Raw genomic sequence first — 14,350 nt, forward strand, 5'->3', positions numbered from 1 at the left:
AGTTCTAGGCGTAAATTGATGTAAATGGTTGTTCCCTTTGCGAAATTTACAACAAAGAAATGGGTTGTTTTAGCAAGTAAAATAGATCAGCTATTTATTGGAATTGGTATAAGTAGCGCGCTTTAGTTAGTTCTTTCATACGAGCTAATACATCTACGCCAATTTGATTGTACACATCGAGCATATCTATCAGCACCCAGTTTTCGCGAATTAAGTTATTCTCGGCTCGCCAAAAGTCTAGACTACGCATGGTTATTTGCTGATTTGCGGGCGCAATACCTAACCAACCACCGTTACTAATAGTCATGCTCATACCAGGCCATGCAGTAAACCCTACGTAGTTTTCATCGGCAAATAAATAACCTTTACTTGCATCGCCTACACGATTGGGTAGGGCATTTAAAAACGGGATTTGATGCCAATTTCTAAAGCCTTTTATACCGCGTGCAGTGCCTATTGTGCTTGGTCCATACCAGCTACAATGCGGATGCCAAAAGTGCTCTAGCTTCATGGCTTCAATGCCACCTTCAGCATAAAATCCAAGATGCTCACACATATCGCCCACAAGCTTTAAACTTTGCGCAGCTTGTTCGCTATTATAAGGACGGGTGATTACCCCATCTTGTGTGGCAGGCCCTGGCACATGCCACTCTTTGCCTAAGCTCGGAGACAGTGGCCATACGTTTGCTTGCATCATTACTTCGGGAATATCCCAAATAGCTTGTACTTCAACCACTTTGCTATTTTTAATCCGGTAAAACTCATGAAAACGCATACTCACTTGATGCCCTGTGGGTGGAATGCCTAGCCATGGTTTTTCGAATGAGCCGGTATAGTATCCACAGCAGCCAACCCAATCAGAGTCGTTTATAGAGCTACCTGCCATTACAATGGTATCGCGGCGTTCAAGGCCAACAAATGCTTTGCTAAGGGGTAAATAGGCTTGCTCAATAAGTGCATTAGGATTTGCGAGTGTTTCAAACGGGTAGCAAAGTTGTATTAATGCGTCATCAGTAAATAAGTTTGTGACTTCTTTTTTGAGCAAATTTATATCAAAGTTATAAAGTGCGCTTCTGAAGTTTTTAATTAACTCTTTATTTTTGTTATGGATACTCATATTTTTGATTCACTTGTAGCTGATTCAAAGTCTGCACGTAGTTGCTTAGCACCACTTAGTAAAAAGCTATGATCAGAGCCTAATAGATAAAAACTTACGCCTAACGATTGCCAATGACTGAGCTCACTTAAATTACCAACAAACATGCCACAGCATTTATTATATTTTGCCGCTGCGTTAGCTATTTTAGTAACGGCATCAATAACAATAGGAGCGCTTGGATTAGTTTCACCGAGGGAAATAGTTAAGTCCATTCGGCCTATAAAAATACAGTCAATCTCATCTATTTGGCATAATTCATCGATGTTCTCAAGCGCATCAGCATCCTCTATTTGAGCAATAATGCAGGTAGATGATTTGTTGGCTGCTAAGTTATCGGTTAATGCATGAGTGGTGTAGCCTGCAAAGCGGCTTGAACCTGCGTAACCTCTACCGTTGTTGCCATAAAAGCAGTTTTTAATAATCGCTTTTGCTTGCTCTGCCGTTTTAATGTGAGGTAACACTAAACCATCGGCACCGATATCTAAACTGCTAAGTATAGTGGCGTGATCGGTATTACTTACGCGAATAAGGGTCGGCATGTTTTTAGTACGGGCTGCCATAATGCAACTATCTAAATCGCCGCGATCAAACGGAGCATGCTCTGCATCTAAACACAAAACATCGAGATTAGTGTGAGAAAGTACTTCGGTATTATGATAATGAGTACTTTTTATAAATGTGCCTAATAGCAATTGTTGAGCATTTAACTTTTGTTTTAAATTCATTTAATAGACTCCAACCAATCTAAGAGTAGTGCGTTTAGGGTGTTACTTCTTTCAAGCGGGACGAAATGCCCACAATTGCCTAATAAAATAAGATCGCTATTAGGGCAGGCGTTATGCATTGTTTTTTGAATAGTGCTTGGACATAAAACGTCACGTTCACCACCAACAAATAGTAATTTTTTATTGGTTTGTTTAATAACGTTTAGGGTGTCTTCGCGTGTTGCAAGGGCATTTAATTGTGCACTAAAAGCGTTAAAACCAAGCTCATTTGCCATTTTTAATGCAAGTTCACTGTGCTTTATATTTGGCTGGTGGAAATAATGCGGTAAAAAGTCGTGCTTAAGTACGCTTTCTACGCCTGTAGCGTGTGCTTGCTCAATTTGCTTTTGTCTAATAGCAGGGCGTTCGAGTTTGTCGGCTAGGCTATTACTTGATATTAAACACAGCGACTGTATAAGCTCAGGGTTTGATTTTAAAAGTGCAAGAGCAACAATCCCACCCATTGAAAAACCAATAAAAGGAGCAGGCTTTAGGGCTATGGTTTTAGTAAGCTCAGCCATTTTTGCAATGCTTGTTTGTTCAGTAAAGGGAATAACGTGAGGGGTATAACCCGCATTTTGAAGGGCAACTATTTGCGCTTCAAACATACGGTGGTTACACATAGTACCAGGTAAAATATAAACAGGATTTTTGGCCACAAAAATTCCTTAACTTAACGTGTTTTAATAGAGTTCCCTGTAATTAATGAACCGGTAAAAACTCGTGCTTCAGCAGCGGCTTGAGGGTTTTCAATACGTTCCATGAGTATGTCTACAGCGGCTTTAGTTAGCTGTTTCATAGGTTGTTGTATTGTGGTTATTTGATAGTTGTACCAAGACGCAGCACTAATACCATCAAACCCTACCACCGACACATCGTCGGGTACGCTTAAGTTTAAGTTTTGTTTGATTTCATCAATTACGCCAATGGCCATTACATCGTTACTGCAAATAATAGCATCGGGTAGGGTGTTTGTTTTTAACCAATCTTCTAATGCACTTCGTGCTGATTTATAGCCATAATCACCATAAATAACAGGCGTATTTTGGATACCTAAAGTGTGTAAATAATTTTGAGCTATTTCACGGCGCTCGTTGGCTACATCGGAGTCATCTGGGCCGGCAATAATTAAATACGACTTATGGTTAGATTGGTGTAATAAATCAATTAGCTGTTTAATGCCTTTATCGTGATTACAGCAAACTGTGTTTGCATTCGATTCAGGCACATTACGGTTATAAAGCACAATAGGTGTGCTGTGTTTAGCAAATAAATCTAGGCTTTTACTATCAAAGTGAGCCGCTAGAGCAATTACGCCATCAACCTGAAAGGTCCAAATGTTTTCGAGTAATTCATCTAATTCGTCTGCGTCATCAAGAGTAAAGAGCAGCACTCGTTTATTGTTAAGTGCTAGCTCTTTGTTAAGCTCAGAGAGTACCTCAGGGTAGTTCAAGTTTGCTCGCGATGATAAAATAACCGCGACCATACCAGACTGTTTAGTGATCAACATACGAGCAATGGCATTAGGGCGATAGCCCATTTCATTGGCTGTTGCGACTACCTTTTCGCGGGTTTTTTTAGACACGCTAAATCCGGGCCTAAATACACGCGATACCGCCGATTGTGATACACCCGCTTCGCGGGCTACATCATATGAGGTGACTCGTTTTTGCTTTGACAATGATTTATTTCCTATATCGTCTTACTCGTATGTCTGCTTGTTCTTTGTGGCCAGCGAACCCTTCTGCAGCACATAAACGTGAACAATACTCACCAACAACAACCGAGGCTTCTTCTGTTACTCGTTGGAAAGTACATGTTTTTATGAATTTTCCTACCCATAGACCACCAGTATAACGCGCTGCTTTACCTGTGGGTAGTGTATGGTTTGTACCAATACATTTATCGCCATAAGAAACGTTAGTTTGTGGACCTAAAAACAAAGCTCCAAAGTTTTGCATGTTTTCTTTGAAGTAGTCGGTATTGCGAGTCATAATTTGTACGTGTTCAAATGCAAGATCGTTAGCAACTTCTATCATCTCCTCATAGGTATCACATACAATAACTTCACCATGATCCTTCCATGCCACACCTGCAATATCAGCAGTAGGTAATATGGTAAGTTGTCTTTCTACTTCAGCCATTGTATCAATAGCTAATTGCTCAGAGTTAGTCAGTAAAATAGCGGGAGACGTAGGGCCGTGCTCTGCTTGGCCTAGTAAATCGGTCGCACATAATTCGCCATCTACACTGTCATCAGCAATAACGAGTGTTTCGGTAGGGCCTGCAAATAAATCGATACCAACTCGGCCAAATAACTGTCGTTTAGCCTCGGCTACAAAGGCGTTACCCGGGCCTACAATCATATCTACTGGAGCAATAGTTTGCGTTCCAATAGCCATTGCAGCAACGGCTTGTACACCACCGAGGCAGTAAATTTCATCTGCGCCTGCCATATCCATTGCAACCACAATTTCTGGTGATGGCTTGCCATTAAAAGGTGGAGCCATGGCGATAACACGTTTAACACCGGCTACTTTAGCCGTTAATACACTCATGTGCGCAGAGGCTAGTAGTGGATATTTCCCTCCTGGTACGTAACAACCTACGCTCTCCATTGCTATGTGTTTATGGCCAAGCGTAACGCCAGGTAGTGTTTCTACTTCAACGTCTTTCATTGAGTCACGTTGAATTTGAGCAAAATTACGGACTTGGCTTTGCGCCCATTTAATATCTTCGATTAATTGATCATCAAGTTGTGCATAACACGCTTTAATTTCATCACTAGATAGCCTGAAAGACTTCGGAGTCCATTTGTCGAATTTTTCAGAATATTCACGAATTGCTGCATCACCTTCAGATTCAACACGCGCTAAAATATTTTCTACAATATCTCTTACTGATTGATTTTGTTTTTGTTTTGAGTCAACTGGTTGACCTTTTTTTAAATGCTTTATCATTGTTTATATCCTTAGTGACTAGTTGTTTTATACACTGTTGATGAGACGTACTGGTTAAATAATGTCTTGCATCTGTGGGTACTCTAATTAATAATGACTTCGAATGCAATATAGAATTTAGGTGAACAAATGGGATTTGATAAAACTCTTTTACTTGGTAAAACCATTTTGATAACGGGTGCGGGTAAAGGCATTGGTAAATCGTGCGTACAAAAGTGTGTAGATGCGGGTGCAAATATAATTGCTGTGGCGCGTACAAAACACGATTTGGAACAGCTCAAGGAATATGCTCCTTCGCAAATAGAAATCTGGCCGCTTGATATAAACAGTGATGCTTTTTATGAGCGTTTACGTGGACTTACTAAGTTAGACGGTTTACTTAACAACGCAGGTATTAACCGTGTTGCGCCAATGCTTGAGCAAACAGATGACAATATTGATGATGTAATTTCGATGAATATCCGTAGTGTTTATCGAATAAGCCAAGCAGCATTACCAGCTTTAATTAACTCTGGTGCCGGTGCTGTGGTTAACATGTCATCTCAAATGGGGTTTGTAGGCTCACCTAATCGTACTTTGTATTGCATGAGTAAGCATGCGGTAGAGGGGCTCACCAAGGCACTTGCTGTTGAACTAGCAACACAAAATGTACGTGTTAATACCGTTGCTCCTACGTTTGTTGAAACGCCAATGACAAAGCCAATGCTTGAAAATCCCGACTTCAAAAAATTTGTTTATGACATGATCCCAATGAAAAAAATTGCCCAAACGGATGATGTTGCAAATGCTTGTGTATTTTTGCTTAGTGAGTTGTCTGCAATGATCACAGGAACAAGTATAAAAATTGATGGCGGCTGGACCGCTCAGTAATTAATTTAGGAGAGAATAATGAGTTTATTTGCAGAACGCTTAGTACGATACGATGATTTAATTCCGTGTAAGAATGCCTTTATTGATACGCGTTCGCCTGGTAGTGATCAAAAAGAAAATTTTACTATTATAGGTCCAGGTGTTGCAGAAAACCCTAATCAGCATGTGCATATTTCTATACCACATGGCTTTAATATTGGTGGTGCTCGCCAACCTGCTGGGTGCTTAAACTCGCAGCATAGCCACTTAACCGAAGAGATATTTGTTGTACACAGTGGCACATGGGCATTTTATACCGGTGTAGACGGTAAAGACGCTAAGGTAATTTTAAACGAAGGCGATATTATTTCGATTCCTTTAGATATTTTTAGAGGATTTGAAAACGTAGGTAATGGTATTGGCTACTTATATGCAGTGCTTGGCAGTGACGATCCGGGTAGAGTACTTTGGGCTCCACAAGTATTTGATATGGCAAAAGAGTTTGGCCTTATTTTACTTGAAAATGGCAGTTTAGTAGATACAACGCTCAATGAAAAAGCTCCTGATGGGGTTAGTCCAATGGCTGTTACTAGCAGTGAACAAATAGCGCAGCACCGAATAATAACAGACGAAGAGCTTGCGCAAACAGTGGTCAGAGCAAGTGATTTTAATTGGAACAAGCACTCTTACCTAAGCCAATTCGAAGGTGTTTACGAAGCACCACTAGTTGGCAATTTAAATGCCGATACGCCTATTCAAACACAACTAAATTGGCCACATGGATTTAATATATCAGCGTTAAAACTCCAACCAAATGCAAAAATAGCAAAACACATTCGTTTTGAAGAAGAGGTTATTTTTGTTCATCAAGGTAGCTTAACCATTGATTTAGGCGATGAAGTATTAACGCTTACTCAAGGAGATACATTTTCAGTTCCTATTGAGCATAGCCGAGCGTTTAGTAATGAAGCGAAAAATGATTGTATTGTGTATATTACTCGCAGGAATGATTCGCCAAAAGATCCGCAATTTATTTAAACTTTAATGCCATATGTAATTTAAGGCACTTAGCTTGTTTTAGCTAAGTGCCTTTTTCGTGGTAAAAAACCAGTAACCAGCATAGTGCCTACAATTACAAATAGTGCGCCTAGTAATGTATTTGGCCCTATTTGCTCATCTAAAAATAAATGCCCCCAAAATATGCCAAATAATGGAATTAAAAATGTAACCGTGAGTGCTGAGGTTGGGCCAATATCGTCGATTAATTTAAAAAATAAAATATAAGCAAGGGCGGTACATACTACGCCCAGTACTAATACACCTAGCATAATGTTGGTGCTTGGTATTTCTCGTATTGGCATAAATAAGATAAGCGGTAATACCATAAAGCTCGACGCCCACATTGAGCCATGGGCATTATCGAATGGGGCCAGTTTAGGCGCGTTTTTAGTGTAATGCGATGCAATGGCATAGCAAAGTGAAGCGCTTAATGCCGCTACTATAGCTATGATTGATTGGCTATTTAATACAAAGTGATTTTGGCCAACGAGTATTGCAACACCTATCAAGCCAAGCAATAAACTAAGCACCATACTTTTGGTAGGCTTTGTTTTTGTCCATAAAATACCAACTACTACGCCCCAAATAGGGGTTGTTGAATTTAAAATTGATAAAGTAGAAGCGCTTATAGTTTGTGCTGCATAGGCAAAAAATAAAAACGGCAGAGCCGAATTAAACGCGCCTATAATAAAAAAGTGTTTTTTGTGTTCAGTAAACGCTAAACGGCGCTTTAAATACAAGGCAACAATAAATAAAGTAACTGCAGCAAAGCCTACTCTAAACTCAATTAATACCGCTGGCCCCAAGCTGTTAGCTGCCATTCGCATAAATAAAAAAGAAGCGCCCCATATAGCGGCCAGAAAAAATAATCGCAGTAAGCTTGCTAAGGTCATGATAGTATTTTAATTATGCATATTGGATTTTAGAATAGCAGGGTTTATAAACACTGTAAGCCATATTCGGAACCGGCATATAAAAATAATAAATTAAGGATAAGAATGAAAACGTTCTCAGTAGTTTCTATGGTATTTATCACTTTTTTGGGTGGATGTAATTCAAGCTCAATCAACCTTTACAGTGATACCACCATGAAAAAGAATGAATACAATGGTATTAAAGCGTATCGAAAAGGACAGTTTGAGGCCGCTTTCAATTATTTAAAAGAGCCTGCTGGGCTAGGCTATAAAAGCGCACAATACACGTTGGCGTTTATGTTTTTGAAAGGCCAATACTTGGAGCAATCTACTAAACTAGAGATGGGCTGGCTAGGTGTTGCAAGAGAAGCGGGGGTTGAAAATTGGTCTGCGCAATACGATGTATTTTACAGTGCAGCGACTACGCAGCAAAAACAACAAATAGACGAAACAGTTGCGTTGTATATAACGCAATTTGGCGTTAAAGCACAAAATATGACCTGTCGTCGTTCAACTTCGCCTAGACGTACATTTGGTGAAGTTAAAATTGATTGCACTAAGCACGAAGGTAGCGTTACCGAGCACGACATACAAATAATAGAATAGAGTTATGGCTTTTCTAGCTTTTTTTCAAAGTCGCTTTTTACAATATCGAGTGCTTTTAAGACCTCTTCTGGAGCAACATCGTGCTGCTCTAGTATCATAATTAAATCTACTGCAAGTTTAATATGTGTAGGGGCTTGATCAAGTGGGCTTGTCATTTAATTCTTTCTTTTTTGATATTTGGCTAATGGCGACATTTATTGCTGTTTGCACACGTTGTTCCATATGTATGCGTTCTGATTGCGGTAAATAAAACGCCATATCTACATCGTAGCGAATATATCGTGGCGGGAGCTGATTTAGTACCGTACAACAAAAGTCAGCCATTACATCTTCATCATATTTTTCATCAAGTTTAAGTTTGATGATTTCTTCAACTACAATCTTTTCGTAATAGTTGTGTATGTCTTCGTGTAATCGCATATTCCCACCGCTTTAAAATAATCCGTTTAACTGAGTCTATACTAAGGCTTACTATAAATCGATAGCGGCTTTAAATAGTTGTTTATGAACATTAATTAGTGAACTCAAATTACGCTGATAACCGCCACCTAAAGCGCACATTAGTGGGATTTGATGTTGCTTACAGAAGTTGAGAACAAACAAGTCGCGCTCATATACGCCATTGAGCGATATATTAAACAAGCCTAACTCGTCTTTAGTGTAAATATCAGCGCCTGCATTATACAAAATAATATCAGGGTTATGTATGCGCACGCAAAAATCGAGTGCTTGCTCTAATGTAGCAAGGTACTCATCGTCGGCTGTTTTAGCGGGCAATGCAAAATCGTAAGTGGACTCTTGTTTATTAAGAGGAAAATTTTGTTCACAATGAATTGAGCAGGTAATAATTTGGTTATGGTTTTGAGTGATTTGTGCTGTGCCATCGCCTTGGTGTACGTCGCAATCAAAAATTAAAACAGTGTCGGCTTGCTCTGTATTTATTAAATGTGCTGCTGCAATAGCTAAATCATTAAAAATACAAAAGCCACTGCCAAAATCGCTATGAGAATGATGATAACCACCGCTTAAATTAGCTGAAAAACCATGTTTTAGCGCGTGTTCACTACTTTGGATGCTTGCACCAACTGATAGTAATGTGCGCTCTACCAATTCATTTGAATAAGGGAAGCCCATTTTTTTATGGCTTTATTGCTAAGAGTCCCATTTAAAAAGTCATCTATATAACGTTGGCTATGACATAGCGAAAGTTGAGATTTAGTTGCTTTTATAGGCTCTTGAAAGTGAATAGCCGAAACACCTAGATTTTCTATTTCGGTTTTAAGTAACTTATACTTTTGAATAGGGAATCGATGACGTTCTGCAAGGATAAGGTCTGAATACAATGGATGATAATAAAGCTGCATAGTAAAGTGCGCCTTAACGCAGTTGTTGTTTTTCTACTTGTTGTATTTTGTCCTCAGTGGCAGAAATTGCTTTTCTGCAGCGGCCCAATCGAGCATGTGTGCTTAATATTTCAAGGTTAAGCTTTTGTGCTTTAGCAGGCGAGGCTTTATCCATTTGCATTTTTCGCTCTTCAATCATGAGCACTAACCGACGTTCAAACTCATGGTTTTGCTTTAATTCGTCGTAAAGCTCGTGCGACGATTGCATTATTTTTTGTACAGCGTGCTTATAAACAGTTTGCTTAGGGCGAGGTTTATAATGGCTTTTGTTTTCTTTAACCCAAATAGGCGTTGATTTAATAACGTTAAATACGGCTTGTACTTGTGCGCCAATGCGTTCAAGTGCGTAGGTATAAGCATGGCGATGCTCGCTTGGCGGTAATCTTGACACTTCGTCTTCAATTTCTATTACGTAATCGGCTAGGTTCATGCTTTTTGTACTAAAAACTGCGCGGTCAAACAAGCTCGGTTGCGCCTGCATATAACGGTTTTTAGAAAACAGTTTAGCTTTATCAAATTGCTCAGCTTGTTGTTTTAGCGTTGCAACTTGTTGGCGTAGTTTATCTAAAGCCATTGAATGCATATTAAAAGTAAGCCTCGTAAATTAGTTTTAATGCTAAAAGTATAACCATAGTATTAAATACAGGGCGAATAAATTTACTACCAAAGCGTATTGCCGAATGCGCGCCAAACCATGCGCCTAGCATAATAAAAAAGCCCATTGTTATGCCAAGTAAAAAGTTTACATGGCCGAGTGCTACAAAAGTAATTAAAGATATAAAGTTAGAAACAAAGTTCATTGAGCGCGCTAAACCACAGTTGAGTAGCAAGTTCATTTTATAAAGCATGCCATTAGAAGCAGTCCAAAAAGTACCTGTACCTGGGCCTGCTAAACCATCAAAAAAGCCTAATACTAAACCTTGTAGCCATTGTTTTATTTTCATCGCTTTGTTTAGTTTAGGAAGTTCATCGCCTTCGGTGGTGCTTAAATTACCAAATAAGCTATAAGCGGCAACTAAAATAATAATAATAGGCAGTAGCTTGTTTAAAAAGTCGATACTTAAATGATCAACAATAACAGTGCCTATCAATGCACCTATTGCGGTTGCAATAACGGAGGCAGCCCAAAACTTTGGACTAAATAAGTTCTTTTTATAATAGGTATAGCTTGCTGTTAAGGAGCCAAAACTTGCAGCTAGTTTATTGGTGCCTAATGTTAAATGTGGAGGTAAGCCAGCAGTTAATAAAGCGGGCACAGTTAACATGCCACCGCCACCGGCGATAGCGTCTATAAAACCTGCGGCAAGTGCAACAGCACATAAAACAGCCCAGGTTGTTGGATCGAGTGCGAGTTCAAACATTAATAATCTATTTGTCTTTTAAAAGGTGGTAGGGTGTCGAGCATGGCTTTACCGTATCGCTTAGTAACTAAGCGCCTATCGAGAATAGTAATACAGCCTTCATCACTCTCTTTTCGCAGCAGTCTACCACAGCTTTGTACCAATTTCTTTGCGGCGTCTGGCACGGTAATCGTTAAAAACGGGTTACCACCTTTACTTTGTACAAATTCTGCTTGCGCTTCTTCTATTGGCGAAGTAGGGACCGCAAACGGAATTTTGGTAATTATTAAGTTCTCTAAATATTTTCCAGGTAAATCAAGGCCTTCCGAAAGGCTTTGTGTTCCGAATAAAATACTGCCTTTGCCTTCGTCTACATTTTTGGTGTGTAATTTAAGCAACGCTTCTCGCGACATCTCACCTTGTACTAATAAGTTAAAACCTTTTGTTCTAAGAAACTTTGTTACATGGTCCATTTGCCAGTAAGAAGCGAACAATACAAGGTTCGCTTTTTTATCATTTAGGTACTCTGGTAATGTTTTAGCTAGGTGATCACTAAAGTCTTTATCGGTTGGTTCTACTTTAGATACCGGAATACGTAAAGTGGCTTGTTTTGGGTAATCAAAAGGAGAAGGTACTTTAATAAATTTAACGCCTTCTTCTTTAGCAAGTCCTGTTTCGTAAGCAAAGTGATCGAACGAGCCCAGTGCACTTAATGTGGCCGAGCACAAAACAGCGCCCGCGCATTCGCGCCATAATTTATCTTTTAGGTAGTAACCGACCTCGATAGGGCAGTCGCTTAATAAGTGATCGTGATGGCTTTTGTATTCAAGGCGTTTTATCCACCGTGCATGAGGTGCACCTTCACCTTTTTTAGCGTAACTAAACCAAAGTTTATTGAGTTGCTCTAATCGGTTTATGTATTGCCCGCTTTCGCCTAGTATTGGGTCGGCAACGTAAGGTTTTATGTCGCCGTCACTTACATCTTGGGTGAGTGTGTCGTGCATTTTGTTTAAGCAGCGCAGCGCATCTTGCGTGGCTTCGCTTATATCTTTAGCTTTACTGTGCAGCGACTCTGGAATTTCACCGTGTTCAAAGCGGTAAGTATCATCTTTTGAGTACTCAAAATCGGCATTGTCGAGAATATCACGCACTACTTTTAAATCTTTATTAGCATCGTTAATGCTGTCGCAAAGTTTAAAATTTTGCCCAATAGCCCTTTGCCCCACTAAAACCTTCGCCATTTTTCCGCTAAACTTGGTGAGCTTATCAAGCCATTCTATTGTGCCTTTAATTGTGGCAGCAGCTGATGAAAAGTCGCGTGTTATGTGTGCTAAATGGTGCGCTTCATCAATAACATAAATGGTGTTGTCGGGCTCTGGTAAAATTTTACCGCCACCTAAGTCTAAATCGGCAAGTAGTAATGAGTGATTAATTACCAGAACATCCATTTGCATTAATTGATTACGAGCAAGTTGAAACGGACACGTTTGATGGGCCTTCATTTGGCGCTGGCATGAATGCTTATCGCAGGCTATTAAGTTCCACACTCTGTCGGGTACTGTGTCAGCCCAGCTGTCTCTATCGCCTTGCCATTTTTTATTTACATAAGCGTTATATAACTCATTTAAACATTTGGTTTCCATTGCGCTCAGTGGTGAAGTAAGCGTTGGCATAAAATCCATTTGTGTTTGGCTATCGCCATTAACCGCGTTATGTAATTTATGAGCACAAATGTAACGATGGCGACCTTTTACTAAATCAAATTTAAAGTCGAGGCCTGAATGCTTTTTAAAAAATGGCAGTTCTTTTGCTATTAATTGCTCTTGCAGTGCAACCGTTGCAGTAGAAATAACTAACTTCTTTTTTTGCGCTAGGGCAAGAGGCAGTGCGCCTAAACAGTAAGCAAGAGACTTACCGGTACCGGTGCCAGCTTCAATAACGCATATGCGTTGTTTTTTATGATATTCGCCTGCAAGGGTTTTTGCTATTTCAGCTACAAGGTAGTTTTGGCTGCTGCGAGGGCGATAATCGTTTAGGTTACTAGCCACATGCTGGTGTACTTGCCTAATTGTTTTTTTTAGTGAGTCAGAAAGCATGGGATGATTTACCTAAAGTATGTATATAATTACAGTGCTATGGATTTTAGAGTTATAAGAGTGTAACTACAAGAAGTGATGAAATTAATTTAGCAAAATAAAGTCTCTGAGTGTTTATTTAGGTTGAGTGTATGGCTTTAAAGCATTTTTAATTAAGTAAAAACTTACATATATATGTATAAGGTTTAGTAATAGTGTACTTAACAGCCGGTTTTATTGTTTCTTCTCATGCCTATGATACTGCAAACGGCATATGTTACGAAGCGTGGTTTTGTAGTGATAAAGGGCCTATAAAAACGGTGTCGGCTAACGAAAATGCACTGTTTTTTATCAAAAGCAAAGATGCTGAAATAGCGAATGAAATATTAGTAGCTGAATCACTTAACTTTAATATTAAAAGTCTTGAGCTAAAAAACTTTCAGCAAGAAGATATGTCGGCCTGTTACTTCAAATCACTAAAGCATTTTTATTCTGCTACTAAAGCTTTAAAGCAACGTGGTGTTGTATTATTTGAAGAAGATATTCGACCAATAGAGCGCTATTTAATGGAACGCTTTATAAAAGGTGGAGCTTGGATAACGGGTAATGTATTTAAACAAGATGGCTATACATTAATAACCGACGCTAAATTAAAAGTGAATGAAGAATATTCCCCAACCCTTAATAAGCTCTCGTTAGACATTGAATGTAACGAGAGTGGGGTTCTGTTTTCTGTTGGACTCGTGGGTTGTAATTTAGACTGTGTTTTAATGATTGGCGAGCCAGATAGAGAGGCTACCAACCTCGAGTTTGATATTATTTGGTGTGTAGATGAGGCCGAGCTCTTAAAGGGATTAGAGCATTTTATTAAGCTTAGCGATCCTGATGTAATAATTGGCTGGAATGTAATTGAGTTCGACTTTGCTGTTATTCATGAAAGAGCTGAAGCACTTGGGGTTAAGTTATTACTGGGTAGAGGAAATCAGCCTTTATATGTTCGAAAAGGGCACTTTACTCGAGTATCGATCCCTGGGCGATGTGTGGTTGATGGAATAGACACATTAAAAAATGGCACATATAGCTTTGAGAGCTTTTCGTTAGCTAATGTTTCAAATCAAGTGTTGGGTGAGTCTAAATTAATCGATTCGGGTAATAGTCTCCAGGAAATTATTAGGCAATTTAACGAAGATAAACTTTCTTTAGCAAAATATAATCGACAAG

General features: G+C 39.3%; 15 protein-coding genes and 1 pseudogene. 4 read left to right on the forward strand and 12 right to left on the reverse strand.

Going from position 1 to position 14,350, the window contains the following annotated elements:
- Positions 1–94: 94 nt before the first annotated feature.
- The 5 genes from GQR46_RS06985 to hisD are packed head-to-tail and all read right to left on the reverse strand — an operon-like array spanning position 95 to position 4,883.
- Entirely contained in the window at positions 95–1,117 is a 1,023-nt protein-coding gene (locus GQR46_RS06985; RefSeq protein WP_165740528.1) for an ester cyclase, read from the reverse strand.
- The gene (locus GQR46_RS06990; protein ID WP_165740529.1) at positions 1,114–1,884 is read right to left on the reverse strand and encodes an aldolase/citrate lyase family protein; all 771 of its coding nucleotides are present in this window, start codon (positions 1,882–1,884) and stop codon (positions 1,114–1,116) included. Before GQR46_RS06990 ends, GQR46_RS06985 begins: the two co-directional genes overlap by 4 nt.
- Positions 1,881–2,582 carry an alpha/beta hydrolase gene (locus GQR46_RS06995; RefSeq protein ID WP_165740530.1) on the reverse strand — a complete coding sequence of 234 codons (702 nt, stop codon included), beginning with the start codon at positions 2,580–2,582 and terminating at the stop codon, positions 1,881–1,883. Before GQR46_RS06995 ends, GQR46_RS06990 begins: the two co-directional genes overlap by 4 nt.
- Positions 2,583–2,596: 14 nt before the next feature.
- Entirely contained in the window at positions 2,597–3,604 is a 1,008-nt protein-coding gene (locus GQR46_RS07000) for a LacI family DNA-binding transcriptional regulator (protein WP_149591888.1), read from the reverse strand.
- Between the two features lie 4 nt (positions 3,605–3,608).
- Positions 3,609–4,883, reverse strand: coding sequence for a histidinol dehydrogenase (hisD, locus tag GQR46_RS07005; RefSeq protein ID WP_165740531.1), 1,275 nt, complete (start codon positions 4,881–4,883; stop codon positions 3,609–3,611).
- Positions 4,884–5,012: 129 nt separating this feature from the next.
- Between hisD and GQR46_RS07010 the strand changes: the two genes are divergently transcribed.
- Both GQR46_RS07010 and GQR46_RS07015 read left to right on the forward strand, forming a co-directional pair.
- Positions 5,013–5,753, forward strand: coding sequence for an SDR family oxidoreductase (locus GQR46_RS07010; protein WP_165740532.1), 741 nt, complete (start codon positions 5,013–5,015; stop codon positions 5,751–5,753).
- 18 nt (positions 5,754–5,771) lie between these two features.
- Positions 5,772–6,770, forward strand: a complete 999-nt coding sequence (locus tag GQR46_RS07015) for a cupin domain-containing protein (protein WP_165740533.1) — start codon at positions 5,772–5,774, stop codon at positions 6,768–6,770.
- A 29-nt stretch (positions 6,771–6,799) separates the two neighbouring features.
- On the opposite strand, the gene GQR46_RS07020 is transcribed toward GQR46_RS07015, so the two are convergent.
- Entirely contained in the window at positions 6,800–7,684 is an 885-nt protein-coding gene (locus GQR46_RS07020) for a DMT family transporter (RefSeq protein ID WP_165740534.1), read from the reverse strand.
- A gap of 105 nt (positions 7,685–7,789) precedes the next feature.
- Here GQR46_RS07020 and GQR46_RS07025 point away from each other — a divergent pair, with 105 nt between their 5' ends.
- Complete coding sequence (locus GQR46_RS07025) at positions 7,790–8,311, forward strand: sel1 repeat family protein (RefSeq protein WP_165740535.1); 522 nt, start codon at positions 7,790–7,792, stop codon at positions 8,309–8,311.
- A gap of 2 nt (positions 8,312–8,313) precedes the next feature.
- Here GQR46_RS07025 and GQR46_RS07030 read toward each other — a convergent pair whose 3' ends face one another.
- The 6 genes and pseudogenes from GQR46_RS07030 to dinG all read right to left on the reverse strand — a co-directional run bounded on the left by GQR46_RS07030 (position 8,314) and on the right by dinG (position 13,150).
- Positions 8,314–8,466, reverse strand: a complete 153-nt coding sequence (locus tag GQR46_RS07030; RefSeq protein WP_007584045.1) for a DUF2496 domain-containing protein — start codon at positions 8,464–8,466, stop codon at positions 8,314–8,316.
- On the reverse strand, positions 8,450–8,731 hold the full coding sequence (locus GQR46_RS07035) for a late competence development ComFB family protein (protein ID WP_024590772.1): 282 nt from the start codon (positions 8,729–8,731) through the stop codon (positions 8,450–8,452). Before GQR46_RS07035 ends, GQR46_RS07030 begins: the two co-directional genes overlap by 17 nt.
- A gap of 51 nt (positions 8,732–8,782) precedes the next feature.
- Positions 8,783–9,675 (reverse strand): annotated as a pseudogene (locus GQR46_RS07040) (histone deacetylase).
- Positions 9,676–9,688: 13 nt separating this feature from the next.
- Complete coding sequence (locus GQR46_RS07045) at positions 9,689–10,297, reverse strand: primosomal replication protein (protein WP_165740536.1); 609 nt, start codon at positions 10,295–10,297, stop codon at positions 9,689–9,691.
- Between the two features lies 1 nt (position 10,298).
- Positions 10,299–11,075, reverse strand: a complete 777-nt coding sequence (locus GQR46_RS07050; protein WP_165740537.1) for a TSUP family transporter — start codon at positions 11,073–11,075, stop codon at positions 10,299–10,301.
- Positions 11,075–13,150: an ATP-dependent DNA helicase DinG gene (gene dinG / locus GQR46_RS07055; RefSeq protein WP_165725432.1), complete on the reverse strand. Its 2,076-nt coding sequence runs from the start codon at positions 13,148–13,150 to the stop codon at positions 11,075–11,077. Before dinG ends, GQR46_RS07050 begins: the two co-directional genes overlap by 1 nt.
- A gap of 194 nt (positions 13,151–13,344) precedes the next feature.
- Here dinG and GQR46_RS07060 point away from each other — a divergent pair.
- Positions 13,345–14,350 (forward strand): 3'-5' exonuclease (locus GQR46_RS07060; RefSeq protein WP_346766797.1); only part of this gene is annotated, 1,006 nt, incomplete at its 3' end.

Source organism: Pseudoalteromonas sp. Z1A6 (genome assembly GCF_011378745.1).
Lineage (GTDB): Bacteria > Pseudomonadota > Gammaproteobacteria > Enterobacterales > Alteromonadaceae > Pseudoalteromonas > Pseudoalteromonas arctica.